Raw genomic sequence first — 25,530 nt, 5'->3', positions numbered from 1 at the left:
GGAATTCCGTACAATTTTAACGCGATGGCGCCGAAGAACAATGTTAATTTTATGCTAACAGCGCTCTCCGTCACCACGCATCCGAGCGTGCCGCGGCGCGGGGTCACGAATCCCGAGACGGCGCCCGATCCCCGCGCCAAACCCAACGGATACCTTCCATCGACAGGAACACGGGGCCGCCCGCCACCGACCGGGAAAGGCGCGTGGCCGCCCTTCTCCCGCGGCGTCTCCGCACCGAGGAGACGGTGTGGGGGCGCAAAAAAAGGAGGGGCACGATCGCCCCTCCGCCATAAATCCAGACGTTAAAATTCTGGCCCTGTTGTGGTGTCAGCGCCCCACCGCCCGCCAGCCGATGTCGCGGCGGCAGAAGCCGTCCGGCCAGTCCAGGGCGTCCACGCCCTGGTAGGCGCGCTTCTGCGCCTCGGCCACGGTCGGGGCCTTGGCGGTCACGCCCAGGACGCGCCCGCCGGTGGACAGCACCCGACCTTCCGAGAGCTTCGTGCCGGCGTGGAAGACGGTCACGCCCTCCACCGCGTTGGCGGCGCCGAAGCCCTTGATCTCGGTGTCCTTCACATAGTCGCCGGGGTAGCCGTTGGCCGCCATGACGACGCACAGTGCCGTCTCGTCGTGCCAGCGCAGGTCAATGTGCTTCAACTGGCCGTCCGCCGCCGCGATCAGGGCGGCCAGCGCGTCGGACTTCAGGCGCATCATCAGCGTCTGGCATTCCGGGTCGCCGAAGCGGACGTTGAACTCCAGCGTCTTCGGCGCCGGCTTGCCGTCGGCGTCCTTCACGATCATCAGGCCGGCGAACAGCACACCCTTGAAGGGGCGCCCCTCCGCCGCCATGCCCTTGACGGTCGGTTCGACGATCTCGCGCATCACGCGGGCCTGGAGGTCCGGAGTCAGCGCCGGGGCCGGCGAATAGGCGCCCATGCCGCCGGTGTTCGGGCCGGTGTCGCCGTCGCCCACCGCCTTGTGGTCCTGGGCGGACGCCAGCGGCAGCGCCGACTCGCCGTCGCACAGCGCGAAGAAGCTGACCTCCTCGCCGTCCAGGAACTCCTCGACCACCACCTCGGCCCCGGCGGCTCCGAAGCGGCCCTCGACCAGAGCCTCGTCGATGGCGGCGAAGGCCTCCTCCTGGGTGCGGGCGACGGTCACGCCCTTGCCAGCGGCCAGCCCGTCGGCCTTGACCACGATGGGGGCGCCGTTCTTGCGGACGAAGTCCTTGGCGGCCTCGACGTCCTTGAAGCGGCCATAGGCGGCGGTCGGCACGCCGTACTTGGCCAGGATGTCCTTCATGAAGCCCTTGGAGCCCTCAAGCTCCGCCGCCGCGGCGCTGGGGCCGAAGGCCTTGATGCCAATGGCGGTCAGCTTGTCGACGAGGCCGAGCACCAGCGGCCCCTCCGGCCCGACGACCACGAAGTCGATGGCCTTGTCCTGGGCGAAGCGGACCAGGGCGTCCACGTCCTCCGCGCCGATGGCGACGCATTCGGCCACGTCCGCGATGCCCGCGTTGCCCGGCGCGCAGTAGAGCGTGTCGCACAGCGGCGAGTTCTGAATGGCCCAGCACAGCGCATGCTCGCGCCCACCCGACCCGACCACCAGGACTTTCATGGCACCTCGTCCTTCCACGCTTGTTGCCGACACCGCGCCTTGTATCATGGTGCCGCCATGACTCAAGACCTTGATATGACCTCTCCGCTGATCGCCCCCGAGCCGCGCCCCGGCTCGAACCTGCCGGAATTCTCGGTGGGCGACCTCGCCCGGCGCCTGAAGCGCAGCATCGAGGAGGAGTTCGGCTTCGTCCGCGTGCGCGGCGAGATCTCCCAGCCCAAGCGCCACAGCTCCGGCCACTGCTACCTTCGCCTGAAGGACGACACGGCGGTGATCGAGGCGGTGTGCTGGCGCGGCACCGCGTCGAAGCTGGCCGTCCAGCCGGCGGAAGGGCTGGAGGTCATCGTCACCGGGCGCATGACGACCTACCCCGGACGCTCGCAGTACCAGCTCATCATCGAGTCGATGGAGCTGGCCGGCGAGGGCGCCCTCCTGAAGATGCTGGAGGAGCGCAAGAGGCGCCTCGCGGCGGAGGGGCTGTTCGACGCCGGGCGCAAGAAGCCCATCCCCTTCCTGCCCGACGTGATCGGCGTCGTCACCTCCCCCACCGGGGCGGTCATCCGCGACATCCTGCACCGGCTGCACGACCGCTTCCCGCGCCGGGTCCTGCTCTGGCCGGTCGCCGTGCAGGGGGAGCGGGCGGCGGCGGAGGTCACCGCGGCCATCGACGGCTTCAACCGCATCCCCCCCGGCGGGCCGGTGCCGCGCCCGGACCTGCTGATCGTGGCGCGCGGCGGCGGCTCGCTGGAGGACCTGATGGCCTTCAACGAGGAGAACGTCGTTCGCGCGGCGGCGGCCAGCCGCATCCCGCTGATCTCCGCGGTTGGGCACGAGACCGACACCACCCTGATCGACTTCGCGTCCGACCGCCGCGCCCCCACCCCAACGGCGGCGGCGGAGATGGCCGTTCCGGTGCGGGCGGAGCTGCTGGCCCAGGTGCTGGACGACGAGCGGCGCATGGTCGGCGCCGCCACCCGCCTGCTGGCCGAGCGGCGGACGCGGGTGGAGGGGCTGGCCCGCGGCCTCGGCGACCCGCGCGCCCTGCTGGAAAGCCACGCCCAGCGGCTGGACGACCGGGCGGAGCGGCTGGCCCTGGCCGCCGCCTCGCTCCTCGACCGTCGCCGCACCCGCCTGAACGAGCTGGGGGCCGCTCTGCGCCACCCGCGCGAGAAGCTGGCGGAGGCCGGGCAGCGGCTGGCGTCGGAATCCCGCGCGCTCGACGGCGCGCTGCGCCACGCCGTCGTCGCCGCGCGCGGCCAGTATGAGCGGGTGAGCGGGCGGCTGACGCTCGGCCCGATCCGCGTGAAGTTCGGCGACGGCCGGCGGCGGCTGTCCGACCTGACGCCGCGGCTCGACCGCAGCTACGGCAAGGCGGTGGAGGAGCGCGCGGCGAGGCTGACGGCGGTGGGGCAGCTTCTGGAAAGCTACTCCTACAAGGGCGTCCTGGAGCGCGGCTTCGCCCTGGTGCAGTCCGGCGACGGCCGGCCGCTGACCAGCGCCGCCCAGGCCACGCCGGGCTTGGCGGTGTCTCTGGTTTTCGCCGACGGACAGGCCGCCGCGACGGTGGACGGCGGACCGCGGGTCGATGGTCCGCCCCCTTCTGCTGCGGAGCCGAAGCCAAGGAGCGCCCGACCAAAAGCGGAGCCGAAGAAAACACAGCGCCCGCCGACACAGGGGAGCCTGTTCTAGTCCGTTGGCCCGACGGTAAATCTGCTCCATTCCGGAGCACCGGACTGGAGCGAACTGCCCGATAACTTGGGCAATTCCACCGCAACCCCCTTCCACGCATCACCTATAGTGATGCGCCGCCGGACCGATGTCCGGCGATAGCGGAGGGGAAGGACATGGAGCAGCGCGCCGCCTCGACCGGTCCGTTGGCGCGGGCCGGAGACTGGATCGACAGCGAGCGGGGACAGCGGGCCATCTTGGGGCTGATCCTGCTGAACGCCGTCGTGCTGGGGCTGGACACGTCCACGACGGTGTCGGACGCCATCGGACCGTTGCTTGGCACGCTCGACAGCCTGATCCTGATGGCCTTCACCGTGGAACTGGCCCTGCGCATCGGCCATCAGGGGCGCTCCTTCTTCCGCGACGGCTGGAACCTGTTCGACTTCGCGGTGGTCCTGATCACGCTGGCCCCGGTCGGCCCGGAAATCATGGTCCTGCGCACACTGCGCGTGCTGCGCGTCTTCCGCCTCGTCACCGTCATGCCGCGGCTGCGGATGATCGTCCATGCCCTGGTCTCCTCGCTGCCCGGGCTGGCGATGATCGTCCTGCTGCAATTCCTGCTGTTCTATGTGGCCGGGGTGATGGCGACCAAGCTGTTCGGCGCGGACTTCCCGGACTGGTTCGGCACGCTCGGCGCGTCGCTCTATTCGCTGTTCCAGATCATGACGCTGGAAAGCTGGTCGATGGGCATCGTGCGCCCGGTGATGGAGGTCTACCCCTACGCCTGGGCCTTCTTCCTGCCCTTCATCCTGGCCGCCACCTTCACGATGCTGAACCTGTTCGTCGCGGTGATCGTGAACGCGCTGCAATCCCTCCAGGATCAGGACAGCAAGGAGGTCGGCGACGCCATCCTCAGCGAATCCCACCACGTGGTGGAGGAGTTGCGGAGCCTGCGCGCGGAGGTCGCCGCCCTGCGTCTGGCGCTGGACGGCCAGCGCCAGACGGTGACGGGTCCGGCGGCGGACCGCTCGCCGGTCCCCGCCCTGTCGGGCTCCGGGGACTGATCCCTCGGCGCCCGCCGAAGGCCCCGCCTCAGGCGGCCCCGGCGAAGGTCCAGCGGGTCGTCTCGCCGCTGCGGAAGGGCAGCACGGCCTCGCCGTCGGCGGTCAGCACGATGTCCGGCGCGGTGGACGGCGTGCGCTCCAGCACCACCTTGTCCTCGTTGGCCGGCAGGCCGTAGAAGCGCGGGCCGTTCAGGCTGGCGAAGGCCTCCAGCTTGTCCAGGGCGCCCGCCTCCTCGAAGGCTTCGGCGTAGAGTTCCAGGGCGTTGGCGGCGGTGAAGCAGCCGGCGCAGCCGCAGGCGCTCTCCTTCGCGGTCACCGTGTGCGGGGCGGTGTCGGTGCCCAGGAAGAACGGCCCCTCGCCCGAGGTCGCCGCCTCGACCAGCGCCACGCGGTGCGTCTCGCGCTTTGCGATGGGCAGGCAGTAGAGGTGCGGGCGGATGCCGCCGGCGAACAGGTGGCTGCGGTTGATCAGCAGGTGGTGCGCCGTGATCGTCGCCCCCACCCGGCCGGAGGCCGCGTGCTCGCGCACGAAGGCCACGGCCTCCGCGGTGGTCGCGTGCTCCAGCACCACGCGCAGCGCCTTGTAACGCTCCAGCAGCGGGCCGAGGGTGCGCTCCAGGAACACCGCCTCGCGGTCGAAGATGTCGACATGGGCGTCGGTCACCTCGCCGTGGATCAGCAGCGGCATGCCGATCTCCGCCATGCGCTCCAGCACCGGCGCGATCTTGCCGAGGTCGGTCACGCCGTGGGCGCTGTTGGTGGTGGCGTTGGCCGGGTAGAGCTTGGCGGCGGCGAACACGCCGTCCTCGAAGCCCTGGGCCAGATCGTCCGCGTCGGTGCCGTCGGTCAGATAGGCGGTCATCAGCGGCGTGAAGGCGTGGCCCGCCGGCAGGGCCGCCAGGATGCGCTCCCGGTAGGCCACGGCGTCGGCGGTCCTGGTCACCGGCGGCTTCAGGTTCGGCATGATGATGGCGCGGCCGAACTGGTGGGCGGTGAAGGGCAGCACCGCCTTCAGCATGGCGCCGTCGCGCAGGTGCACATGCCAGTCGTCGGGACGGCGGAGGACGAGACGGTCGGTGGGCATGGCGGCTCCGGGGCGCGGAATGGGGAGGTTTGCCGGAGTTCTAGCCCCTTACAGTCCCCCGCTCAACGATATCAGGGGGGTATCGGGGCGGTATCCGGCCACTGCATGGGTGACGGGACCGGCGAAAGCCGCTAGAACCCTAGCCGAATCCCTAGGGACATTCGAAGCCGGACCCGCGCCGATGAGCCTGATCACCCCCCGCACCCCGCCCGGAACGATGGAGCTGCTGCCGCGCCAGCAGGTCGCCTTCCAGCGTCTTCTCGACACCATCCGCCGCGGCTACGAGCGGTTCGGCTTCGTGCCGGTGGAAACCCCGGTGTTCGAGACGGTGGACACCCTGCTGACCAAGTCCGGCGGCGAAACCGAGAAGCAGGTCTATTTCGTGCAGTCCACCGGCGCCCTCCAGCAGGGCAACAAGCCGGACATCGCGCTGCGCTTCGACCTGACGGTGCCGCTCGCCCGCTACGTGGCGGAGCATGAGCGCGACCTCGCCTTCCCCTTCCGCCGCTACCAGATCCAGCGCGTCTACCGCGGGGAACGGGCGCAGCGCGGGCGCTTCCGCGAATTCTACCAGTGCGACATCGACGTGATCGGCAAGGACAGCCTGTCCGCCCATTACGACGCGGAGATCCCGGCGGTCATCTACCATGTCTTCAGCGAACTGGACTTCGGCGGTTTCACCATCAACGTGAACAACCGCAAGGTCCTGCTCGGCCTGCTCGACGGGCTGGGCGTGGACGACGCGGAGAAGCGCGTCCTGGTCCTGCGCGAGATCGACAAGCTGGACAAGATCGGCCGCGACAAGGTGCAGGCCAGCCTGACCGGCCTCGGCATGACCGCCGACGCCGCGGAAAAGATCCTGTCCCTGATCGACGCCAAGGGCACGAACGAGGAGACGCTCGCCGCGCTGGGCGCGCTCGGCATCGAGAACGAGACCTTCCGCCAGGGCGTTTCGGAGCTGACTACCGTCATCGAGGGGCTGAAGGCCCTCCAGGTGCCGGACGGCGTGGTGCGCATCAACCTCGCCATCGCGCGCGGCCTCGACTACTACACCGGCACGGTCTACGAGACCTTCCTGAACGACCATCCGGGGATCGGCAGCGTGTGCTCCGGCGGGCGCTACGACAACCTCGCCAGCCACTACACCAAGTCGAAGCTGCCGGGGGTGGGCATCTCCATCGGCGCGACGCGGCTGTTCTACCAATTGATGGAGGCCGGCATCATCAAGGACGGCGGCGCCACCGCCCAGGTCCTGGTGACGCAGATGGACCCGGCCCTGTCCGCCGATTACTACGGTCTGGCGACGGCGCTGCGGGCGGCGGGCATCAACACGGAAATCCAGCTCGACGGCGGCAAGCTCGCCAAGCAGATGAAATACGCCGACAAGGCGGGCATCCCGCTGGTCGTCCTGATGGGCTCCGACGAGAAGGCCCGCGGCACGGCGACGCTCAAGCATCTGGTGAAGGGCGAGCAGGTCGAGGTCCCGCTGGCCGACCTCGCCGCCAAGGCGAAGGAACTGCTGGGGGCCTGACGTCCTCCCCTCTCCCTTCCGGGGAGAGGGGTCTTCCACCACAGAAGGCCCCGCCCATGGCCACCGTCGCCGAAGCCCTGAACCTCGCGCTCGACCACCATCTGTCCGGTCGGCTGGAGGAGGCGCGGCAGCTCTACGGCCGTATCCTGGCGGCGGACCCGGACAACCCCCACGCCCTGCATTTCGGCGGGCTGCTGGCGGCCCAGACCGGCGCGGTGGCGGACGGCGTGGCGATGATCCGCAAGGCGGCGGCCCGGCTGCCGCTCGCCGCCGACGTCCACGGCAACCTCGGCAAGGCCCTGATGGCGCTGGGCACGCCGGAGGGGGCGGCGCAGGCCGCCGCGGCCTTCCGCAACCTCCTGGCCCTGCATCCCGACGGCGCCGGCGACTGGTTCGCCCTGGGCGGCGCCCTGATCGAAGCCGGCGACGGTGCCCCCGCCCACCGCGCCCTGACCCGCGCCCTGACCGCCAGCGCCGCCACCGACAGCGAGCCTCTGGCCGAGGCCTTCGAGCGGGCCGGCATGCGGCTCTACGCCGCCGCCGACTGGACGGGCGCCACCGACGCCTTCCGCAAGGCGCGCGGCCTCGCCCCGCAGCGCGCCGAGGCGCACCGCAAGCTCGGCGCCGCCCTGGCCCAGACGGGCGACCCGGAGGGCGCGGTGGAGGCGCTGACCGAAGCGCTGCGGCTCGATCCCACGCTGGCCGAGGCGCAGGCGAACCTCGTCCATCTCCTGGTCACGCTGGGCCGCTTCGGCGACGCGGAGCGCGCCGGGCGCCGGGCGGTGGTCCTGGACCCCGGCAACGCCGACGCCTACGGCAACATGGTCCCGCTGCTCGAGCAGACCGTCCGCGTCGCGGAGGCGCTGCGCCAGTGCGCGCGCGCCACGCGCATCGCCCCGGAGCGGGCCGCATTCCACCGCAACCGCCTGTCGCTTCTGCTGCATGAGGGCCGCCGCGACGAGGCGGTCGCCGCCGGACGGGAGGCCATCCGCCTCGCCCCCGCCGACGCCGAGGCCCATCTGGCGCTCGCCGTCGCCCTGCTCGCCTCCGGCCGGTTGCGCGAGGGGTGGGAGGAGTTCGAGTGGCGCTGGGAGACCCGGCAGCTCGACCCCGTCCACCGGGGCTTCCCCCAACCGCAATGGACGGGGACGGAGGATGTGGCGGGCCGGACCATCCTGCTCTACGCCGAGCAGGGACTCGGCGACACCTTGCAGTTCGTCCGTTACGCGCCGCTGCTGGCCGGGCGGGGCGCGCGGGTGATCGTCGGCTGCTCCCCCGCCCTGGCGCGGCTGATGGAACGGGTGGACGGCGTGTCCGCGGCCGTCGCCTGGGGTGGCGAGCTTCCGGCTTTCGACCTGCACATCCCGATGATGAGCCTGCCCCGCGCCTTCGGCACGGATCTGGACAGCATCCCGGCCGCGGTGCCCTATCTGCGCGCCGATCCCGCCGACGTCGCGGCGTGGCGCGAGCGCGTGCCGGCGGACGGGCGGCTGCGCGTCGGGCTGGTCTGGGCGGGGTCGCCGCGCACGGTGCGCGGGGTGGCGAGCCCGATCGACCGGCGGCGCAGCCTGCCGCTGGCCGCCCTGGCTCCCCTGGCCGACGTGGCGGGGGTGCGCTTCGTCAGCCTTCAGATGGGGCCGGGCGCGGCGCAGCTGGCCGAGCCCCCGGCGGGGATGGACATCGCCGACCCCATGGCCGGCGTCCGCGACTTCGCCGACACGGCGGCGCTGGCCGCGACGCTGGACCTCGTCATCACGGTGGACACCTCCGTCTGCCACCTCGCGGGCGGTCTGGGGCGGCCGACCTGGACGCTGTCGCGCGCCGACGCCTGCTGGCGCTGGCTGGGCAACCGTGAGGCGAATCCCTGGTACCCGACCATGCGGGTGTTCGGCCAGGACCGGTCCGGCGACTGGTCCGGCGTCGTCGCCCGCCTGCGCGCGGCGTTAACGGATTTCGTGGCGGCACGCGGTCACGTTTCTTAACCATACAACCGAAGGGCGCATTCGTGGCGCCGCCGCAACGGTCCGCTACGAATTTGAGTTAAACCGATTTCGGGGCGGACACGCACACCCGAAGGGCAAGGGATTACACCGGTTGTTAACCAAGGCGCATCTACATTCCGGTCCTATCGCTCGGCCATTTTACCGAGCATTTTAACCAATTCGCGGGTCTTGCCCCGCGGTCATGGCTGGAGCCGGACATGACACGGTTGTGGGTGCGACGCGCGATCTGGGGTGTGACGCTGGCGGCGACGCTGGGCGGCGGGGCCCTTCTGGCGCAGGAGGAGATGCGCACGTCGCGATTGCAGGCGCGCCTGCTCGCCGGCTACGCCAAGGACATGACCTACACGCTGCGCGAGGGGCCGAACCCCGCCGCACGCCACCCCACCCAGGGGCCCTACAACGAGCGGATGGGCTATGTCGGGCTGCCCGGCTATCTCCGCTCGCTGACCTCGGACATGTACGCGGTGGAGATGCAGGCGCATCTCTCGCCGACGCTCGACCAGTTCATGGCCGCCGGCGGCTTCCCGATCTACCACGAGAAGACGCGCGCCGGCCTGACCCTGCTCGACCGCAACGGCACCGCGCTGTTCTCCGCCCGCTACCCGGAGCGGGTCTTCGCCAAGTTCGAGGACGTGCCGCCGCTGGTCGCCGCGACCCTGCTGTTCATCGAGAACCGCGAGCTGCTGAACACCGACGAGCCGCGCCGCAACCCCGCCGTGGAGTGGGACCGCTTCGCCGGCGCCGTGGCGATGCTGCCGGTGCAGTGGGTCAAGCCCGGCCAGCGTTCCCCCGGCGGCTCGACCCTGGCGACCCAGATCGAGAAGTACCGCCACTCCCCCGACGGCCAGACGAACGGCGCCACGGAGAAGCTGCGCCAGATGATCTCGGCCAGCACGCGGGCCTATCTGGACGGCGAGGACACCGGCGCCCACCGCCGCCGCATCCTGATTGACTATCTGAACTCCACCCCGCTGACCGGGCGCCCCGGCTTCGGCGAGGTGAACGGGCTGGGCGACGGGCTGTGGGCCTGGTTCGGCACCGACCTCGCCATGGCCGAGAAGGTGCTGTCGGAGGAGCCCGCCGACGCCCGCGCCCTGCAGCTGAAGGCGCTGGCCTACAAGCAGGTGCTGAGCCTTCTGCTCGCCCAGCGCCGCCCCTCCTATTACCTGATCCAGGACCGTGCGGCGCTGGAGCGGCTGGCCGACAGCCATCTGCGCGTGCTGCACAACGCGGGCGTCATCGACACCGCGCTGCGCGACGCGGCGCTCAGCCTGACGCTGAAGTTCCGCGAGGACCCGCCGCAGGCCCAGACCGCCAATTTCGTGGAGCAGAAGGCCCCCAACGCCATCCGCGCCCGGCTTCTCTCCATGCTCGGCGTGCCCAGCCTCTACCAGCTCGACCGCATCGACCTGACCGCCGAGTCGACCCTCGACGCCCCGGCGCAGCAGCGGGTGGTGGAGGTGCTGGCGAAGCTGGGCGACCCGGCCTTCGCCGCGCAGATGGGGCTGACCGGCGAACGGCTGCTCGACACCAAGGGCAGCGACCTGTCCAAGATCATCTACTCGGTCACGCTGTACGAGCGCGGGCCGGACGCCAACTACCTGCGCGTCCAGGCCGACAACCTCGACCAGCCGCTGGACATCAACGAGGGCGCCAAGCTCGACCTCGGCTCCACGGCGAAGCTGCGCACGCTGGCCACCTATCTGGAGATCGTGGCGGAGCTGCACACCCGCTACGCCCATCTGCCCAAGGACTTCCTCGCCGACGTGGAGGAGGAGGCGTCCGACAACCTGACGCGCTGGGCGGCGAGCTGGCTGGCGACCTCCGCCAACCGCGGGCTGGGCGCCATGCTCGACGCCGCCATGGAGCGCCGCTATTCGGCGAACCCCGGCGAGGCCTTCTTCACCGGCGGCGGGCTGCACAGCTTCGTGAACTTCAACGCCAGGGACAACGGCAGCATCCTGACCGTGACCGAGTCACTGCGCAATTCGGTCAACCTGCCCTTCATCCGCATGATGCGCGACGTCGTGCAGTTCTATCTGTCCGAAGGCGGCGACGACAGCACCGACATCCTGCACAACCCCGACCACCCCGCCCGCCAGGCCTATCTCGCCCGCTTCGCCGACAAGGAAGGCAGCGACTTCCTGAACCGCTTCTACAACAGCTACCGGAAGCACACGCCGGACGCGATGCTGAACATGCTGGCGGCGCGGTCGCGGCCGATGCCGCACCGCCTGTCGGTGATCTTCCGCACCGTCCGCCCGCAGGCCGGGTGAAGGAGTTCGGCGCCTTCCTGCGCGCGCGCCTGCCCGACGCCAAGCTGGACGACGGCGACATTGCGGCGCTTTACGGCAAGTACGGGCCTGACAAGTTCCCTCTGAACGACCTCGGCTATCTGGCGCGCGTCCATCCGCTGGAGCTGTGGCTGGTCTCCTACCTGCAGAAGCGCCCCGACGCCAAGCGGCAGGAGGTGCTGGAGGCCAGCGTGCAGGAGCGTCAGGAAAGCTACCGCTGGCTGTTCAAGAAGGGCCAGTCGGCCCAGAACACCCGCATCCGCATCGGGCTGGAGGAGGAAGCCTTCCAGCGCATCACCGAGCAGTGGCGCAAGCTGGGCTACCCCTTCGAAACGCTCGTCCCGTCCTTCGCCACGGCCATCGGCAGCTCCGCCGACCGCCCGGCGGCCCTGGCCGAACTGGTCGGCATCATCCAGAACGACGGGGTGCGCCAGCCGACCGTGCGCGTGCGCAAGCTGCACTTCGCCGCCGGCACGCCCTACGAGGCCGTCGTCGGCCTGGGCGAGCTGCGCGGCCAGCGCGTGATGAAGGCGGAGGTCGCGGCCACCCTGCGCAAGGCGCTGATGGACGTGGCGCAGAACGGCACGGCCAAGCGGGTCTGGGGATCCTTCAAGGACTCCTCGGGCGCGGTCATCCCGATCGGCGGCAAGACCGGCACGGGCGACCACCGGCTGGACCGCTACGGCCCCGGCGGGCACCTGATCGAGTCGCGGGCGGTGAACCGGACGGCGACCTTCGCCTTCTACATCGGCGACCGCTTCTTCGGCACCATGACCGCCTTCGTCCATGGGCCGGAGGCCGACAACTACCGCTTCACCAGCGCCCTGCCCGCCCAGCTGCTGAAGAGCATCGCACCGGCGCTGCAGCCCCTCATCGACCCCGGCGTGACCAAGACGGCCGACACCGGAAAGCCGCAAACGGGGCTGTGAATGTCGGGCTTATGACCGGCCGGCTGGAGCCGGCCCGCCCAACGAAAAAGGCCCGCCCCGGAGACACCGGAGCGGGCCTTTCTTGGTGAGACGGCCGGGCGCGCCTTACGCCAGGGCGGGCTCTTGCGCGGTGGAAACGGCGGCCGGCAGGGAGACCAGGAGCAGCTCCAGCTCCGCCGCGGCGACGTTCAGCGGCAGGCCGGGACGGTAACCGCGCAGCGTCTCCAGCGCCCGGTCGAAGGCGCTCTCGTGATCGCCCTGATCCAGGTCGCTCTCATCCAGCGCCGCCAGATAGGCGTGCGCGACGGCGGCGGTCTCCTCCGGCGTCAGGTCGTCAACCTGCAAGGACGTGATGGGGAGCATGATGGCGGTTCCCGTACAAACTGAAGCGGAAACCCGCAAGCTACGACAACATGGTTAACAAGGCGTTGCCGCCACCGCCCCGCCACTCTGCGAAAATGGGGGAAGCGCAAAGGGGCGCGGCCCGCGGCCACGCCCCTGCAAACGGCCCTGAACGGCTCCGAGCGGTTCAGCTCTCGCCGTAGATCTGCTCCTGCTGGTAGGCGACGACGCCCACGCGCTGGATCAGGTCGAGCTGCGTCTCGATCCAGTCGATGTGCTCCTCGGTGTCGTCCAGCAGCTCGGTGAGCTGGGCGCGGGTCTCGTAGTCGCGGACCTGCTCGCACAGGGTGATGGCGTCGATCAGGTCGGTGCGGGCCTTGTGCTCCACCTTCAGATCGTTGGCGAGGATTTCCGGCACGTCCTCACCGATCATCAGCTTGCCCAGGTCCTGGAGGTTGGGAAGACCCTCCAGGAACAGGATGCGCTCGATCACCTTGTCGGCGTGCTTCATCTCGTCGATGGATTCTTCGTAGATCTTGTGCGCAATGCGCTTCAGACCCCAGTTCTTCAGCATGCGGGCATGCAGGAAGTACTGGTTGATCGCCGTCAGCTCGTTGGTCAGGATCCTGTTCAAATGGGTGATGACCTGCGGATCGCCCTTCACGTCCTGCCTCCTGCGGTTCGTTTGTCGGTTTATCGGGTTTCGGAAAAGACCATGCCCGAATTATGGACCTCTGGCAACCGTCTGAACACCGGAAGTTGGAGAAATCGCGGCTCATCGCTCCACGCGACACCCGCCTGTTGCGAGTGAATGTCAGAAGCAGCCGCCAGATGCCGGCAGCAGCTCCAAACCGCACTGTCTTTAGGCACTATACTTCAAAATTTTCTCTTACAAGAAACATCGATGGTCGACACCGTCATTTCCGCCCACCCTGTCGTCATCTTCTCCCTGGCCGCTGATACAGGACCGGACGGCGTGGACACTTCCCTACGGGAAACCTTTTGGCCGTTGACTCGGCTGACCGTCGCCCCTGATACGGCGGCGATCGGGACGACGCGCCATCCGCCCGCGCGAAACGGGTCGATGCTGGCCGTCCATGCGACCCGGGGGACGGCATGGCCGCTGCCCGGATGAGGACCGGAACGCTCAGCTCCGCTTCGCCGGGGTCGGAGGAATCGGTTTCACCGGAGCGTTTTCCGCGCGGGCGATGTCATAGCTGAAGGACGGCAGAAGCCGCTCCACCAGCTCCCGGTCCAGCCGGTTGGCGCAGGCGTAGCCGTAGGTTGCGCTTCGGTAGCCGGGCAGGGTTGCCGCCGGGGCGGCCTTGGCGCGAAAGGCCATGCAGGACTTGCCGCTCAGCAGGAACGTCTGGGTTTCGTACTCCTCGCCGCCCAGGTTCTCGTTCCGCGGCTCCCCCCAGTCCGCGCCGTTCGCCGCCACCCTTTTGTATATGCGGACGGCGCTTCGCAGATCGCCCTGGGCAATGAAGGTGTTGTGCCCGGCCACATGATGGACGACATCGGCGTATCCTCCGGGAATCTGGAAATGCCGAAGATGGGCCGTGCTCATGACTTCGGCCCGATCGGACGTCACGCGGTAGCATTTCCCCCAGGTCGGCGTGTAGACGTTGCTCCAGCTGGATTGGATCGGCGAACGGTCGCAGTCGATCTCCACCCGCTCCCCGGTGTTGTATCCCGTCGTCTGGCAGGACGCCGACAGCAGCACCAGCCCCACCAACACCGCCCGACGAACCACGCCCCGCCCCATAACCCCACTCCCCTGATGAGCGCAGACGCGCCAGTGCTTGCGACCAGAGCGAGCGTACAGGAGGACCGGGGCCGGACGAACAGGGGGGTTGGTTCCGGGACAATCTGTCTCACGTCCCTGGCAAGGGCGGCGGCCAGCGCTTCGTCCTCGGAAGGCGTGGTGCGGGCGGCGGGACTCGAACCCGCATACCGTGCGGTGAGGGATTTTAAGTCCCTTGCGTCTACCAATTCCGCCACGCCCGCGCACCGTCGCGGATCGGCTTGGAAGACGGGTTGCCCCCGCCCGCCGGAGTTGCATATCATTGTATGCAGCCCACCGTTCCGCTGGATTGACTTAGACAATCAGCGGGCGTTTGGTCAAGGATTGAGCGCGTTTCAAGCGCCGGACACGCAAAAATTCCCGCAACCTTGGCGTTCAAGGGAGGTGAACTTGGAATCGATCAACTGGCTGGGTGTGGTGAGCGTGCTGATGGTTGCCGTGCTGGTCGTCCCGGCGGCCTTGCGGCGCAACCGCAACACTTGGCTGCCCTACGCGGCGGTCTGGATCGCCGCCATCGTGGCGCTGGTCTGGGCGTACGACAGCTTCGGCCCGTTCTGAGCGGCCGCGGAACCGGACCGCCGCCGCCCGGCGCCGGTCAGGGCCGGGTGTCCTCGTTCAGGGTCATGATGCCGATGCCCATCGCTACGCTGCCGAAGGTGAGGATGAGGCTGGCATACAGCATGATCGCGGCAACAACGCCGTGATCGCTGTTCCCGATCAGAGTCGCCAGATTGGCGACATCGAGAATCAAAAGCCCGGTCGCCAAGACAACAGCCCCGGCCACGCCGGATGCCAGATGCTTCAGCAAGAACAGGATCGCCGCTTTTTCAAAGGGTTTCATGGCACGACTTTTCATGACCGTCACGTCCCAGTCCTCAACATAGAATTACCCATGGCGGCGACAATATGACCAAGGATGGCTTGGCGTCTTAGAGACCTCTCTAGCCTTTGGTCCCCACCGTGACGTTCGGCGTACCGCCCAAGCGCAGGACGATGCCCGCCAACTCCTCCGTCGCCGCCGCCACGCGGGTCTCGTCCGTGCCGCGCAGCACGAGGCTGACGCCGAAGAAGCCGTTGCGGAAATACGGGTAGCTGCCGATCTCCAGGTCGGCGTAGCGGTCCTGCAGGGCGCCGAGATCCGCGGCGATCTGCCCCTCGGCCAGTTCGCAGGCCACCGTGCGGGCGTGCAGGTCCGGCCCGCCCTCCAGCTGCGGCAGGACGCCGTCGAGCATCGCCTGCATGATGTTGGGCACGCCCGCCATGACGAAGACGTTGCCGATGCGGAAGCCCGGCGCGGCGCTGATCGGGTTGTCGATCAGCGAGGCGCCGGCCGGGATGTTGGCCATGCGCAGCCGCGCCTCGTTCAGCTTCGACGGGTCGCCGTAATGGCGCTCCAGCCGGGCCACGGCCTCGGGGTTGCGCTCCAGCGGCACGCCGAAGGCCTTGGCGACGCAGGCCGACGTGATGTCGTCGTGGGTCGGCCCGATGCCGCCCGTGGTGAAGACGTAGCCGTAGCGGCCGCGCAGGGCGTCCAGCGCCGCGATGATCTCCTCCTCGACGTCCGGCACGACGCGCGCCTCGCGCAGGCGCACGCCGATGCTGGCCAGCTTCTCCGCGATGTGCGGCAGGTTGGCGTCCTTGGTGCGGCCCGACAGGATCTCGTTGCCGATGACGAGGACGGCGGCGGTCGGGTTGGGCATGGCGGAGGAGGTGGCGGGCGAGGACATGCGGAGTCGGCTCCGTTCTCGGTTGGGGCGGGGATGGCGGGACCGGCGGGCTTGCCGGACGGCGGGGGCGCGCTTTAACCTAGGGCCCAAGATGCGCTTCCCCACCCCCCTCCTGCAAGGCCGCCTCGTCCGCCGCTACAAGCGGTTCCTCGCCGACGTGGATCTCGACGGCGCCCTGGTCACCGCCCATGTGCCGAATTCGGGCAGCATGATCGGGGTGGACGCCCCCGGCTCCGCCGTCTGGCTGTCGCGGTCGGACAACCCCAAGCGCAAGCTCGCCCACACGCTGGAACTGGTCGAGGCGCGGGATGATCCGGACTCCCCGTGCCTCGTCGGCGTCAACACCGCGCATCCCAACGGGCTGGTCGCCGCCGCCATCGCCGCCGGCACCATCCCGGAGCTGGCCGGCTACGCCCGGCTGCGCCGCGAGGTGAAGTACGGCTGCAACTCCCGCATCGACATCCTGCTGGAGGACGAGGCCCGGCCGCCCGCCTATGTCGAGGTCAAGAACGTCCATCTGCGCCGCCCCGCGCGGGGCGACGGGCGGGCCGCCGAATTCCCGGACTGCGTGACCGCCCGCGGCGCCAAGCATCTGGTGGAGATGGCCGCGATGGTCCGCCAGGGCGCGCGGGCGGTCATGGTCTACCTTGTGCAGCGCGCCGACTGCGCCTACTTCCGAGTCGCCGCCGACATCGACCCCGCCTACGCCGCCGGATTGCGCCTCGCGCTCGAATCGGGGGTGGAAGCCGTGTGCTGGTCCTGTAGGATCACCCCGGAGTCGATCGAGCTGGAACGGCCGCTGCCGATCCGCATGGATTGACCGCGCTTTTGTTCGCCGCCGGGCCTGCCGGCGCGTTTTCCTGGGACCTGATCTGTAGGGGACGATTCTCTTGGACCACGACGACCTCGATTCCCATCGCATCCGGATTCATGGGCCGGAGGATTTCGAGGGCATGCGCAAGGCCGGACGGCTGGCCGCGGCCACGCTCGACTTCATCACGCCCTACGTCCAGCCCGGCGTCACCACCGGCGAACTGGACCGGCTGCTGGAACAACACATCCGCGACCATGGCGGCGTCCCGGCCCCGCTGGGCTACCGCGGCTTCCCGAAGGCCAACTGCATCTCCGTCAACCATGTGGTCTGCCACGGCATCCCCGGCGACAAGCGGCTGCAGAACGGCGACATCCTGAACATCGACGTCACCCCCATCCTGGACGGCTGGTACGGCGACAGCAGCCGCATGTACCTGTGCGGCGACGTCGGCGTGAAGGCGAAGAAGCTGGTCGACGTCACCTACGACGCGCTGATGATCGGCATCAATCAGGTGAAGCCGGGCGCCACGCTGGGCGACATCGGCCACGCCATCCAGACCTTCGCGGAAAGCCACCGCTACTCCGTCGTCCGCGATTTCTGCGGCCACGGGCTGGGCCGCGTCTTCCACGAACCGCCGTCGGTCCTGCATTTCGGCAACCCCGGCACCGGCGCCGTCCTGCGCGAGGGCATGATCTTCACCATCGAGCCGATGATCAACGCCGGCCGCTACGACGTGAAGATCCTCGGCGACGGCTGGACCGCGGTGACCAAGGACAAGTCGCTGTCCGCCCAGTTCGAGCATTCGATCGGCGTGACCAAGGACGGCTGCGAGATCTTCACCCTGTCCCCGGCCGGTTTCCACAAGCCCCCCTACGCCGTCCCGGCCGAGGAAGCGGCCGCCGCCGTTTGATATCCCCGCGGATGTGATTTTCGCGCGGAAGAGGTATAGTCCCGACGCACACGGTCGTATGGTGGCGTCGGGATGGCAGGACGGAAAAGCACGAAGCGGTCGGGGGAGATGGAGGAGGCCCGGGGGCTTCCCGGGCTGGAGCCGCCCCCTGACGCCTCCGTGGAGGAGGCCCACCACAAGGGCCACCGCCAGCGCCTCTACAGCCGCTTCCTGGAAAGCGGGCCGGACGCGCTGCAGGATTACGAGCTTCTGGAGATGATCCTGTTCGCGGTCAACCCGCGCCGCGACGTGAAACCTCTGGCCAAGGCGCTGATCCGCGATTTCGGTGACCTGTGGAGCGTCGTCAACGCCCCGCCGCCCCGCCTGCGCGGCTATTGCGTGGGGGAGGTCTCGCTGGCTTCCGACAAGGCCGTCGCGATGCTGCGGGTGGTCGGTGCGGCGGCGCTGCGCGGGATGCGGCAGCGGGTGATGGACCGGCCCGTCCTGGCCAACTGGCAGTCGCTGCTCGACTACTGCACCGCCGCCATGGCCCACCAGCCGATGGAGCAGTTCCGCCTGCTCTTCCTCGACCGCAAGAACAAGCTGATCGCCGACGAGGTGCAGCAGACCGGTACGGTGGACCACACCCCGGTCTACCCGCGCGAGGTGGTGCGGCGGGCGCTGGAACTGTCGGCCAGCGCCATCATCCTGGTGCACAACCACCCCTCCGGCGACCCCACCCCCAGCCGCGCCGACATCGAGATGACCAAGGAGATCCTGCGCGCCGCCCACAGCCTGGGCATCGCCGTCCACGACCACGTCATCGTCGGCAAGGGCAAGCATGTCAGCTTCAAAGCCCAAGGGTTGATGTAACCGCAACCCTGTCCTGCAGGCCCATCTTGTTGCCGCGGCCGGCGCCCCCATATGTGCGGCGTTCGTCACCACAGAGGTAACACCATGGGCCTTTTCGACATGTTCAAGGGATCGGCGCCGCTGGATCTCACCCCCCGCCGGACGCTGGTCGTCTCGCTGATCTACTGCATGGGCGCGGACGGGGAGCTGGACCCGGAGGAGGTCGGCCATCTGCTGTCGGTGATGGGCCGCAGCGCCACGCGGGAGGAGCTGGACCGCTGCTTCAAATACGCGCGCGGCACCCCGCCCGACGCCTTCCTGGCCGCCGCCACGCCGAACCTGAACGAGCAGCAGCGCCTGTGCATCCTGCTGAACATGATCGACAGCGCGATGGCCGATGGGCAGGCCGAGCAGGGCGAGCGTGACCTGATCGCGCGCTTCCAGCAGGCCTTCGGCCTCGACGACGCCAAGCTCGGCCCTTACTTCCAGGCGCTGGTCGCCAAGAACGACCGCAGCGTGCTGGGCGCCTGAGCGCCTTCCCGCGCAATCGGCGGCGCATCGCCCGTCAGCCGACCGTCTCCCCGACCGCTTCGGGGGCGGCCTCGTGACGGGCGATGAAGGCCACGAAGTCGTCGTAGGGCATCGGGCGGCCCAGCAGATAGCCCTGGATCTGGTCGCAGCCCAGCCGGGCCAGCCCGCCGAACTGCTCCTCCGTCTCCACCCCCTCGGCCAGCGTCTGCATGCGCAGCGAGCGCGCCATGCCGATGATCGCCTCGGCGATGGCCCCGCCGTCGGAGCCGTCCGTCAGGCTGGTCACGAAGGAACGGTCGATCTTCAGCTTGTCGACGCGGAAGCGCTTCAGGTAGCTGAGGCTGGAATAGCCGGTGCCGAAATCGTCGATGGCCAGCGCCACGCCCATCTCGCGCAGCCGGGCGAAGGTTCCGCTCACCATGTCGGACTCGTCCATCAGGACGCTTTCCGTCACCTCCAGCTCCAGGCAGCGGGCCGGCACCTTGTAGGCGTCCAGCCAGAAGGCCACGCGGTCGGCCAGACCGGGGCGGCGAAGCTGCACCGCCGACAGGTTGATGGCGATGAGCAGCGGATGGCCGCGGGCGAGCAGGTCGGCGGCGCGGCGGCAGGCCTCGCCCAGCACCCAGTCGCCGATCGGCTGGATCAGGCCGGTGTCTTCGGCCACCGGGATGAACTGGCCGGGCGGGATCATCGTGCCGTCGCGGCGGCGCCAGCGCAGCAGGCCCTCCGCCCCCACCAGCCGGCGGCCGTCCACCGCGAACTGCGGCTGGAAATGCAGCTCCAGCTCGTTGTCGGCCAGGGCGTGGCGCAGATTGCTCTCCAGCCACATCCGCTCCGACGCCCGCTTGTTCAGCTCCGGCGTGAAGAACTGGTGGTTGGCGCGTCCGGCCTCCTTGGCGGCGTACATGGCCATGTCCGCGCATTTCAGCAGCGCGTCGATGGACGGCGCGTCGTCGGGATAGAGCGCGATGCCGATGGACGGGGAGATCTGCAGCTCGTGCCCGTCCACCGAAAAGGATTCGGTCATCGCGCGCAGCACCTTGCGGGCCACCGAGCAGGCCGCGTCCGGGCCGTCCAGGTCGTTGACGAGGATGACGAACTCGTCGCCGCCCTGGCGGCTGACCGTGTCGCTGGCCCGCACCGTCTCCAGCAGCCGCGCCCCCACCGCGCGCAGCAGCCGGTCGCCGACGCCGTGCCCCAGGCTGTCGTTGATGGTCTTGAAGCGGTCGAGGTCGACGAACAGCAGCCCCACCTTGTTGCCGTGCCGGTCGGCGGCGTGCATCGCGCGCTCCAGCCGGTCGCGCAGCAGAAAGCGGTTGGGCAGGTCGGTCAGGAAGTCATACTGCGCCAGATGCCGGATGCGCTCCTCCTGGGCGCGCTTCTCGGTGATGTCGGAGAAGGCGGCGATGTAGTTGACGGCCTCCCCGGCCTCGTTGCGCACGACCTGGATGCTGAGCCACTCCGGATAGACCTCGCCGGACTTGCGCTTGTTCCAGATCTCGCCGGACCAGTGGCCTTCCTCCTTCAGCTTCGCCCACATGTCGGCGTAGTAGATCCCGTCCTGCCGGCCCGAGGCGAGCATGGCCGGATCGCCGCCGATCACCTCGTCGCGGCTGTAGCCGGTGATGCGGCAGAAGGCGTCGTTGACCGCGACGATGCGGTTCTTCTCGTTGGTGACGACCATGCCCTCGGCGGCGTTGTCGAACACCTTGGCGGACAGCCGCAGCTCCCACTCGGCGCGCTTGCGCTCGGAGATGTCGCGGGCGATCGCGCAGTAGTAGGCGTCGCCCTCGTAGGTGACGCGGCTGGCCGTCACCTCCAGCTCCAGCGTCCGCCCGTCGCGCGTGCGGTAGAGCGTCTCGTAATGGGCCGACGCCTCGGCCGACGCGTCGCGGAAGCGCTCCAGAAGGTCGGCGTGGCCGCCCGCCAGCCCGGCCAGCGGGGCGCCCAGCGCGGCGCAGCCGAAGGGGTTGACGTAGGCGATGCGCAGTTCCGAATCCGCCAGCACGACGATCTCGGACACATGGTCGACGAAGAAGTTGGCGAGGTAGAGCTGCCGCGCCCGTTCGCGCAGCATGCTGTCGCTCTCCCTCATGTTGGACTGGTAGCCGCGGACGATGCGGCGGACCCAGCCGGTGACCAGCCAGGACACCCAGGCCGACGCGCCGAGCGCCAGCGCCAGCACCGCCACCGTGGTCAGGACGCGCTTCTTCATGCCGGCGCCGATCTCGGCCCGCCGCTGCGCCATCACGGCGTCGATGTCGTCGGTGTAGAAGCCGGCGACCAGCACCCACCCCCAGACGTCCGGCGCCGTGGCGTAGGACAGTTTCGGGGCCGGGCGCCCGGTGACCGGGTGCACCCAGTCGAAGCGCAGCTCCCCTCCCCCCGACAGACCGGCCTTCAGCAGGCGGGTGACGAGATCCCGCTCGGTCTCCCAGGGCAGGTCGTGCGCGTTCTTGCCCTCCGCCGCCGGGGAGGTTGGGGAGAGCAGCACCTCGCCATCCTCCCGCAGGACGGCGATGAAGCCCGAATCCCCGAAGCGCCGGGCGCGCAGCCGTTCCAGGGTCTCGTGCTGGAGCTTCTCCTCCACCGCGGCGACGTAGTCGCCGGTGCCGATCAGCCAGTTGAACGGTTCGAAGCGGCGGACATAGGCGAACTTGTCGGACATGCTGTGCGGGTTGCCCGGCGCGTACCAGCGGTAGCGGGTGAAGCCCTGCATCTCCGGATCGTCCACGGCGCGGATCAGATTGCGCATGATCGGGCGGCCCTGGTCGTCCCGATTGTCGATGAGTGAGCTGCCCTCCCGCTGCGGGTCGGTGGGCAGAAGCACGCAGGTGCCCTGCAGATCGTCGATGAAGTAGTAGCCGCGCCCGCCGAAGAAGCGCAGGGGCCGCAGGGTCTCCTTGATCGACTGCCGGATCGACACCTCCGGCAGATACTCCTTCTCGCGCTCGTAGATGGTCCAGGCGATGCCGTAGGCCTCGTCCACCTTGGCGCGCAGTTCGGCGCGCAGCAGCGGTTCGGTGCGCGACCGCATGTAGGCGATGTAGGAGCGCGCGTTCTCCAGCTCCTCCTGCAGGGTCCGCCGCTGCTCCTCCCGGTAGCGGGCCTCGGTCTGCTTCAGGTCGGCTTCGAAATCCATCCGGTGCTGCCAGATGAAGTAGGCGCCCAAGCCCAGCACCACCGCCGCGACCAGGAACAGGGAGGCCAGGAACTGGAGACGGTACAGGCGCCTCTCGTCCGAAGTCCGGGACGGCTCGCGCATTAACTCGGCGATCGGATCGGACAACGAGAGCCCTCCTGGAACCACGCCCGGCGTTGCCCGGCCGCGGCGCATGTTCCACATCATTAGTGCGCGTAGCCGGGGCTCGGCAAGATCAAGGTGAAGAAGACGGCGCGACGAATTGCCAGTCTTTGCGACTTTTCCGGGAAGACGGCCGGTCCTTGGAAACCTTGTGACGCGCACCCCGCGTCCACGGGGGCTGTGAAGGGGCTTTGCAGCGCCGTCCGGCGCGGTTATGGTCCCGCGCGCGGGCGACGGGGGGCGGTTTCCGCCGCCGCAAAGGTCCGACGCGCCCCCGCCCGCCCCCGAAGCGTTCAGGTCCGCCACCCCCGGAGAGTCCGATGATCCCCCGCTACACCCGCCCCGAAATGGCCCGCATCTGGGAGCCGGAGAACCGGTTCCGCATCTGGTTCGAGATCGAGGCGCACGCCTGCGACGCGCAGGCGGAGCTGGGGGTCATCCCGAAGGAGGCCGCCGCCGCCGTGTGGGAGCGCGGCAAGTGGGAGATCGACCGCATCGACGAGATCGAGCGGGAGACCCGCCACGACGTCATCGCCTTCCTGACCAACCTCGCCGAACATGTCGGGCCGGAAGCGCGCTTCGTCCACCAGGGCATGACCTCGTCGGACGTGCTGGACACCTGCCTCGCCGTGCAAATGACCCAGGCCGCCGACCTGCTGCTCGACGACATGGACAAGCTGCTGGCCGTGCTGAAGCGCCGCGCCTACGAGCACAAGGACACCGTCACCATCGGGCGCAGCCACGGCATCCACGCCGAGCCGACGACCTTCGGCCTGAAGCTGGCCGGCCATTACGCCGCCTTCGCCCGCGGGCGGGAGCGTCTGGTCCAGGCGCGCGCCGACATCGCCACCTGCGCCATCTCCGGCGCGGTCGGCACCTTCGCCAACATCGACCCGCGGGTGGAGCAGCACGTCGCCGCCAAGATGGGCCTGACGCCGGAGCCGGTGTCCACCCAGGTCATCCCGCGCGACCGCCATGCCTTCTACTTCTCGGTTCTGGGCGTCATCGCCTCGTCGATCGAAAATCTGGCCGTGGAGATCCGCCACCTCCAGCGCACCGAGGTGCGCGAGGCGGAGGAGTATTTCCATCCGGGCCAGAAGGGCTCCTCGGCGATGCCGCACAAGCGCAACCCGGTGCTGTCGGAGAACCTGACCGGTCTGGCGCGCATCGTCCGCGCCGCCGTCGTCCCGGCGCTGGAGAACGTCGCCCTGTGGCACGAGCGCGACATCTCCCACAGCTCGGTCGAGCGCATGTTCGGCCCCGACGCCACGGTGACGCTGGACTTCGCGCTGGCCCGCCTGACCGGCATGATGGACAAGCTGGTCGTCTATCCGGAGCGCATGCAGAAGAACCTGGACGACCTGGGCGGCCTGGTCTTCTCGCAGCGCGTCCTGCTCGCCCTGACCCAGGCCGGGATGAGCCGCGAGGACAGCTACAAGGCGGTGCAGCGCAACGCCATGCAGGTGTGGGAGAAGGGCGGCAACTTCCTGGACCTGCTGTCGTCGGACGCCGACGTGGCGAAGCACATCTCCCGCGAGACGCTGGCCCCGATGTTCGACATGACCTACCACACGAAGAACGTCGACATGGTGTTCAAGCGCGTGTTCGGCGAGTGAGGCGTTGGGGGCTTCGGCCATCGGAGCCCCCACCCTTCCCGCTTCGCGGGCCCCTTCCCTCCCCCGCTTTCGCAGGAGAGGGACTTCAATCCCCTCCCCTGCGAAAGCGGGGGAGGGTCAGGGAGGGGGCAATGACCTCCCCCACCCGACAACTCTACTCCGCGTGCACCTGCTGGCGGGCGACGTCCAGCAGGCGGGCCAGCTCCTTCTCCACGCGGTGGTCGGAGATGTCGACGCCCTTGGCGTGCAGGTCGGCGGCCAGACGGTCGCGGACGTCGTGCGGACCGACGGCCGAAATGTCCGCGTCGATGATCTGGCGGACATAGGCGTCGGCCTCGCCCCCGGTCAGGCCCAGCAGGCCCGCGGCCCAGAGTCCCGCCAGCCGGTCGCGGCGCGCGCGGATCCTGAAGAGCAGGTCCTGGTCATGCTGGAACTTGTTCTCGAAGGCCCTCTCGCGCTCGTCGAAGGTCGTCATGGGACCCGGCTCCTTGGATTGGTTTTGCGCTCCCAGATACAAGACTATATAGCCGGTGTGCCGGGCGTCGTCATCGCCCCCACCCACCGGCCAATCGGCGAATCCGGCGTGCGGCGACATACCCAAGAGGGAAGCGGAAGGCAAGATTCCCCATGTGCAGCGTGATCCTCCTGCGACGACCGGACGCAACGTGGCCCCTGATCCTGGGCGCCAACCGCGACGAGATGGCCGGGCGGCCCTGGAAGGCGCCGGCGCGCCACTGGCCCGACCGCCCCAACGTCGTCGCCGGGCTGGACGAGCTGGCCGGCGGCTCCTGGTTGGGCATGAACGACGAGGGCGTCGTGGCCGCCGTGCTGAACCGCATGGGCACGCTGGGGCCGGAGGCCGGAAAGCGCTCCCGCGGCGAGCTGGTGCTGGACGCGCTGGACTTCGCCGACGCGGCGGAGGCGGCGGAGGCCATGGCGCAGCTCGACACGCGGGCCTACCGCCCCTTCAACCTGCTGATCGCCGACAACCGCGACGCCCGGCTGCTGGTCCACCGCGGCCCTTCCCCGCGCAACCGCCCGGAGGTGATCGAAATCCCCGAGGGCGTGCACATGGTCACCGCCAGCGACCTGGACGACGTGGCGGAGGACCCGCGGCAGGCCCAGTATCTGCCCCTCTTCCAGCACGCGGCACCGCCCGACCCGGAGCGGGGAGAGGCGAAGGACCGGTGGGGCGGCTGGCCGGAGCTGCTGGCGAGCCGCATCTGGGACGACGGCGAGCGCGGCGAGCGCGGGGCGATGAACTTCCTGCTGCCCACCGGCTTCGGCACGGTGTCGAGCGCGCTGATCGCCCTGCCCGCCGTGGAGCGCCCGGACCTCGACCCGGTCTGGCACTTCGCCGCCGGCCGGCCGCACGAGGCGCCGTGGCAGCCCGTCTCCTTCGGGCCGGTCTCCTTAGGGTAGGTGTGGACGCGGACCCCGCGCATTGTGTTCCCTGGGCCA

General features: G+C 69.4%; 23 protein-coding genes and 1 tRNA gene. 14 read left to right on the top strand and 10 right to left on the bottom strand.

The genetic code is table 11. The features are described from left to right. Positions 1-327: 327 nt before the first annotated feature. On the bottom strand, positions 328-1,614 hold the full coding sequence (purD, locus tag ABVN73_RS02225) for a phosphoribosylamine--glycine ligase (protein WP_353858740.1): 1,287 nt from the start codon (positions 1,612-1,614) through the stop codon (positions 328-330). 75 nt (positions 1,615-1,689) lie between these two features. On the opposite strand from purD, the gene xseA reads away from it, so the two are divergent. Together xseA and ABVN73_RS02215 are read left to right on the top strand one after the other, a co-directional pair. After that, positions 1,690-3,303: an exodeoxyribonuclease VII large subunit gene (gene xseA / locus ABVN73_RS02220; RefSeq protein ID WP_353858739.1), complete on the top strand. Its 1,614-nt coding sequence runs from the start codon at positions 1,690-1,692 to the stop codon at positions 3,301-3,303. Positions 3,304-3,458: 155 nt separating this feature from the next. Continuing rightward, the gene (locus ABVN73_RS02215; protein ID WP_353858738.1) at positions 3,459-4,346 is read left to right on the top strand and encodes an ion transporter; all 888 of its coding nucleotides are present in this window, start codon (positions 3,459-3,461) and stop codon (positions 4,344-4,346) included. A gap of 28 nt (positions 4,347-4,374) precedes the next feature. On the opposite strand, the gene pyrC is transcribed toward ABVN73_RS02215, so the two are convergent. Beyond that, the gene (pyrC, locus tag ABVN73_RS02210) at positions 4,375-5,430 is read right to left on the bottom strand and encodes a dihydroorotase (RefSeq protein WP_353858737.1); all 1,056 of its coding nucleotides are present in this window, start codon (positions 5,428-5,430) and stop codon (positions 4,375-4,377) included. Positions 5,431-5,611: 181 nt separating this feature from the next. Between pyrC and hisS the strand changes: the two genes are divergently transcribed. The 4 genes from hisS to ABVN73_RS02190 all read left to right on the top strand — a co-directional run bounded on the left by hisS (position 5,612) and on the right by ABVN73_RS02190 (position 12,187). Beyond that, a complete protein-coding gene (gene hisS, locus ABVN73_RS02205; protein ID WP_353858736.1) occupies positions 5,612-6,961 on the top strand; it encodes a histidine--tRNA ligase in 1,350 nt (449 codons plus the stop codon). Positions 6,962-7,017: 56 nt separating this feature from the next. Then, positions 7,018-8,943, top strand: coding sequence for a tetratricopeptide repeat protein (locus ABVN73_RS02200; RefSeq protein ID WP_353858735.1), 1,926 nt, complete (start codon positions 7,018-7,020; stop codon positions 8,941-8,943). A gap of 218 nt (positions 8,944-9,161) precedes the next feature. After that, entirely contained in the window at positions 9,162-11,240 is a 2,079-nt protein-coding gene (locus tag ABVN73_RS02195; RefSeq protein ID WP_353858734.1) for a transglycosylase domain-containing protein, read from the top strand. Further along, the gene (locus tag ABVN73_RS02190; RefSeq protein WP_353858733.1) at positions 11,237-12,187 is read left to right on the top strand and encodes a hypothetical protein; all 951 of its coding nucleotides are present in this window, start codon (positions 11,237-11,239) and stop codon (positions 12,185-12,187) included. The genes ABVN73_RS02195 and ABVN73_RS02190 overlap by 4 nt, the downstream gene beginning before the upstream one ends. A 105-nt stretch (positions 12,188-12,292) precedes the next feature. Here ABVN73_RS02190 and ABVN73_RS02185 read toward each other — a convergent pair whose 3' ends face one another. Further along, positions 12,293-12,550: a hypothetical protein gene (locus ABVN73_RS02185; RefSeq protein WP_188260914.1), complete on the bottom strand. Its 258-nt coding sequence runs from the start codon at positions 12,548-12,550 to the stop codon at positions 12,293-12,295. Positions 12,551-12,716: 166 nt separating this feature from the next. Next, positions 12,717-13,193, bottom strand: coding sequence for a bacterioferritin (gene bfr / locus ABVN73_RS02180; protein WP_353858732.1), 477 nt, complete (start codon positions 13,191-13,193; stop codon positions 12,717-12,719). A gap of 240 nt (positions 13,194-13,433) precedes the next feature. Between bfr and ABVN73_RS02175 the strand changes: the two genes are divergently transcribed. Beyond that, entirely contained in the window at positions 13,434-13,664 is a 231-nt protein-coding gene (locus ABVN73_RS02175) for a hypothetical protein (protein WP_353858731.1), read from the top strand. A 12-nt stretch (positions 13,665-13,676) separates the two neighbouring features. On the opposite strand, the gene ABVN73_RS02170 is transcribed toward ABVN73_RS02175, so the two are convergent. Together ABVN73_RS02170 and ABVN73_RS02165 are read right to left on the bottom strand one after the other, a co-directional pair. Beyond that, entirely contained in the window at positions 13,677-14,285 is a 609-nt protein-coding gene (locus tag ABVN73_RS02170; protein WP_353858730.1) for a hypothetical protein, read from the bottom strand. 169 nt (positions 14,286-14,454) lie between these two features. Continuing rightward, positions 14,455-14,539 (bottom strand) — tRNA-Leu (locus ABVN73_RS02165). A gap of 187 nt (positions 14,540-14,726) precedes the next feature. Here ABVN73_RS02165 and ABVN73_RS02160 point away from each other — a divergent pair. Next, a complete protein-coding gene (locus ABVN73_RS02160) occupies positions 14,727-14,894 on the top strand; it encodes a hypothetical protein (protein WP_183177855.1) in 168 nt (55 codons plus the stop codon). A 37-nt stretch (positions 14,895-14,931) separates the two neighbouring features. Here ABVN73_RS02160 and ABVN73_RS02155 read toward each other — a convergent pair whose 3' ends face one another. Beyond that, entirely contained in the window at positions 14,932-15,192 is a 261-nt protein-coding gene (locus tag ABVN73_RS02155) for a hypothetical protein (RefSeq protein WP_353859447.1), read from the bottom strand. An 85-nt stretch (positions 15,193-15,277) separates the two neighbouring features. Beyond that, the gene (locus ABVN73_RS02150; RefSeq protein ID WP_353858729.1) at positions 15,278-16,063 is read right to left on the bottom strand and encodes a molybdopterin-binding protein; all 786 of its coding nucleotides are present in this window, start codon (positions 16,061-16,063) and stop codon (positions 15,278-15,280) included. A 91-nt stretch (positions 16,064-16,154) separates the two neighbouring features. Between ABVN73_RS02150 and sfsA the strand changes: the two genes are divergently transcribed. The 4 genes from sfsA (at position 16,155) to ABVN73_RS02130 (ending at position 19,149) form a co-directional block, all read left to right on the top strand. Continuing rightward, the gene (sfsA, locus tag ABVN73_RS02145; protein ID WP_353858728.1) at positions 16,155-16,883 is read left to right on the top strand and encodes a DNA/RNA nuclease SfsA; all 729 of its coding nucleotides are present in this window, start codon (positions 16,155-16,157) and stop codon (positions 16,881-16,883) included. A 70-nt stretch (positions 16,884-16,953) separates the two neighbouring features. Further along, positions 16,954-17,787 carry a type I methionyl aminopeptidase gene (gene map / locus ABVN73_RS02140; protein ID WP_353858727.1) on the top strand — a complete coding sequence of 278 codons (834 nt, stop codon included), beginning with the start codon at positions 16,954-16,956 and terminating at the stop codon, positions 17,785-17,787. A 72-nt stretch (positions 17,788-17,859) separates the two neighbouring features. Further along, positions 17,860-18,639, top strand: a complete 780-nt coding sequence (gene radC, locus ABVN73_RS02135; RefSeq protein WP_353858726.1) for a DNA repair protein RadC — start codon at positions 17,860-17,862, stop codon at positions 18,637-18,639. Between the two features lie 84 nt (positions 18,640-18,723). Beyond that, positions 18,724-19,149, top strand: a complete 426-nt coding sequence (locus tag ABVN73_RS02130; RefSeq protein WP_103040216.1) for a TerB family tellurite resistance protein — start codon at positions 18,724-18,726, stop codon at positions 19,147-19,149. A 34-nt stretch (positions 19,150-19,183) separates the two neighbouring features. Here ABVN73_RS02130 and ABVN73_RS02125 read toward each other — a convergent pair whose 3' ends face one another. Continuing rightward, positions 19,184-22,414 (bottom strand): cache domain-containing protein, encoded by a 3,231-nt coding sequence (locus ABVN73_RS02125; protein ID WP_353858725.1) that lies wholly within the window; start codon positions 22,412-22,414, stop codon positions 19,184-19,186. 359 nt (positions 22,415-22,773) lie between these two features. Between ABVN73_RS02125 and purB the strand changes: the two genes are divergently transcribed. Then, a complete protein-coding gene (gene purB / locus ABVN73_RS02120) occupies positions 22,774-24,069 on the top strand; it encodes an adenylosuccinate lyase (RefSeq protein WP_035671612.1) in 1,296 nt (431 codons plus the stop codon). A 154-nt stretch (positions 24,070-24,223) separates the two neighbouring features. On the opposite strand, the gene ABVN73_RS02115 is transcribed toward purB, so the two are convergent. Continuing rightward, positions 24,224-24,544, bottom strand: a complete 321-nt coding sequence (locus ABVN73_RS02115; RefSeq protein ID WP_353858724.1) for a DUF1476 domain-containing protein — start codon at positions 24,542-24,544, stop codon at positions 24,224-24,226. 152 nt (positions 24,545-24,696) lie between these two features. Here ABVN73_RS02115 and ABVN73_RS02110 point away from each other — a divergent pair, with 152 nt between their 5' ends. Further along, positions 24,697-25,491: an NRDE family protein gene (locus tag ABVN73_RS02110; RefSeq protein WP_353858723.1), complete on the top strand. Its 795-nt coding sequence runs from the start codon at positions 24,697-24,699 to the stop codon at positions 25,489-25,491. Positions 25,492-25,530 lie beyond the last annotated feature (39 nt).

The sequence above is a fragment of the Azospirillum formosense genome, from assembly GCF_040500525.1.
Classification (GTDB): domain Bacteria; phylum Pseudomonadota; class Alphaproteobacteria; order Azospirillales; family Azospirillaceae; genus Azospirillum; species Azospirillum formosense_A.
This window is presented reverse-complemented; position numbering and strand designations above follow the sequence as displayed.

What these genes read in the sequence shown, in the direction of transcription:
- purD (WP_353858740.1), bottom strand. Translation starts at nt 1,614, where the DNA reads ATGAAAGTCCTGGTGGTCGGGTCGGGTGGGCGCGAGCATGCGCTGTGC.
- xseA (WP_353858739.1), top strand. Translation starts at nt 1,690, where the DNA reads ATGACCTCTCCGCTGATCGCCCCCGAGCCGCGCCCCGGCTCGAACCTG.
- ABVN73_RS02215 (WP_353858738.1), top strand. Translation starts at nt 3,459, where the DNA reads ATGGAGCAGCGCGCCGCCTCGACCGGTCCGTTGGCGCGGGCCGGAGAC.
- pyrC (WP_353858737.1), bottom strand. Translation starts at nt 5,430, where the DNA reads ATGCCCACCGACCGTCTCGTCCTCCGCCGTCCCGACGACTGGCATGTG.
- hisS (WP_353858736.1), top strand. Translation starts at nt 5,612, where the DNA reads ATGAGCCTGATCACCCCCCGCACCCCGCCCGGAACGATGGAGCTGCTG.
- ABVN73_RS02200 (WP_353858735.1), top strand. Translation starts at nt 7,018, where the DNA reads ATGGCCACCGTCGCCGAAGCCCTGAACCTCGCGCTCGACCACCATCTG.
- ABVN73_RS02195 (WP_353858734.1), top strand. Translation starts at nt 9,162, where the DNA reads ATGACACGGTTGTGGGTGCGACGCGCGATCTGGGGTGTGACGCTGGCG.
- ABVN73_RS02185 (WP_188260914.1), bottom strand. Translation starts at nt 12,550, where the DNA reads ATGCTCCCCATCACGTCCTTGCAGGTTGACGACCTGACGCCGGAGGAG.
- ABVN73_RS02175 (WP_353858731.1), top strand. Translation starts at nt 13,434, where the DNA reads ATGGTCGACACCGTCATTTCCGCCCACCCTGTCGTCATCTTCTCCCTG.
- ABVN73_RS02155 (WP_353859447.1), bottom strand. Translation starts at nt 15,192, where the DNA reads ATGAAAAGTCGTGCCATGAAACCCTTTGAAAAAGCGGCGATCCTGTTC.
- ABVN73_RS02150 (WP_353858729.1), bottom strand. Translation starts at nt 16,063, where the DNA reads ATGTCCTCGCCCGCCACCTCCTCCGCCATGCCCAACCCGACCGCCGCC.
- sfsA (WP_353858728.1), top strand. Translation starts at nt 16,155, where the DNA reads ATGCGCTTCCCCACCCCCCTCCTGCAAGGCCGCCTCGTCCGCCGCTAC.
- radC (WP_353858726.1), top strand. Translation starts at nt 17,860, where the DNA reads ATGGCAGGACGGAAAAGCACGAAGCGGTCGGGGGAGATGGAGGAGGCC.
- ABVN73_RS02130 (WP_103040216.1), top strand. Translation starts at nt 18,724, where the DNA reads ATGGGCCTTTTCGACATGTTCAAGGGATCGGCGCCGCTGGATCTCACC.
- ABVN73_RS02125 (WP_353858725.1), bottom strand. Translation starts at nt 22,414, where the DNA reads ATGCGCGAGCCGTCCCGGACTTCGGACGAGAGGCGCCTGTACCGTCTC.
- purB (WP_035671612.1), top strand. Translation starts at nt 22,774, where the DNA reads ATGATCCCCCGCTACACCCGCCCCGAAATGGCCCGCATCTGGGAGCCG.
- ABVN73_RS02115 (WP_353858724.1), bottom strand. Translation starts at nt 24,544, where the DNA reads ATGACGACCTTCGACGAGCGCGAGAGGGCCTTCGAGAACAAGTTCCAG.
- ABVN73_RS02110 (WP_353858723.1), top strand. Translation starts at nt 24,697, where the DNA reads ATGTGCAGCGTGATCCTCCTGCGACGACCGGACGCAACGTGGCCCCTG.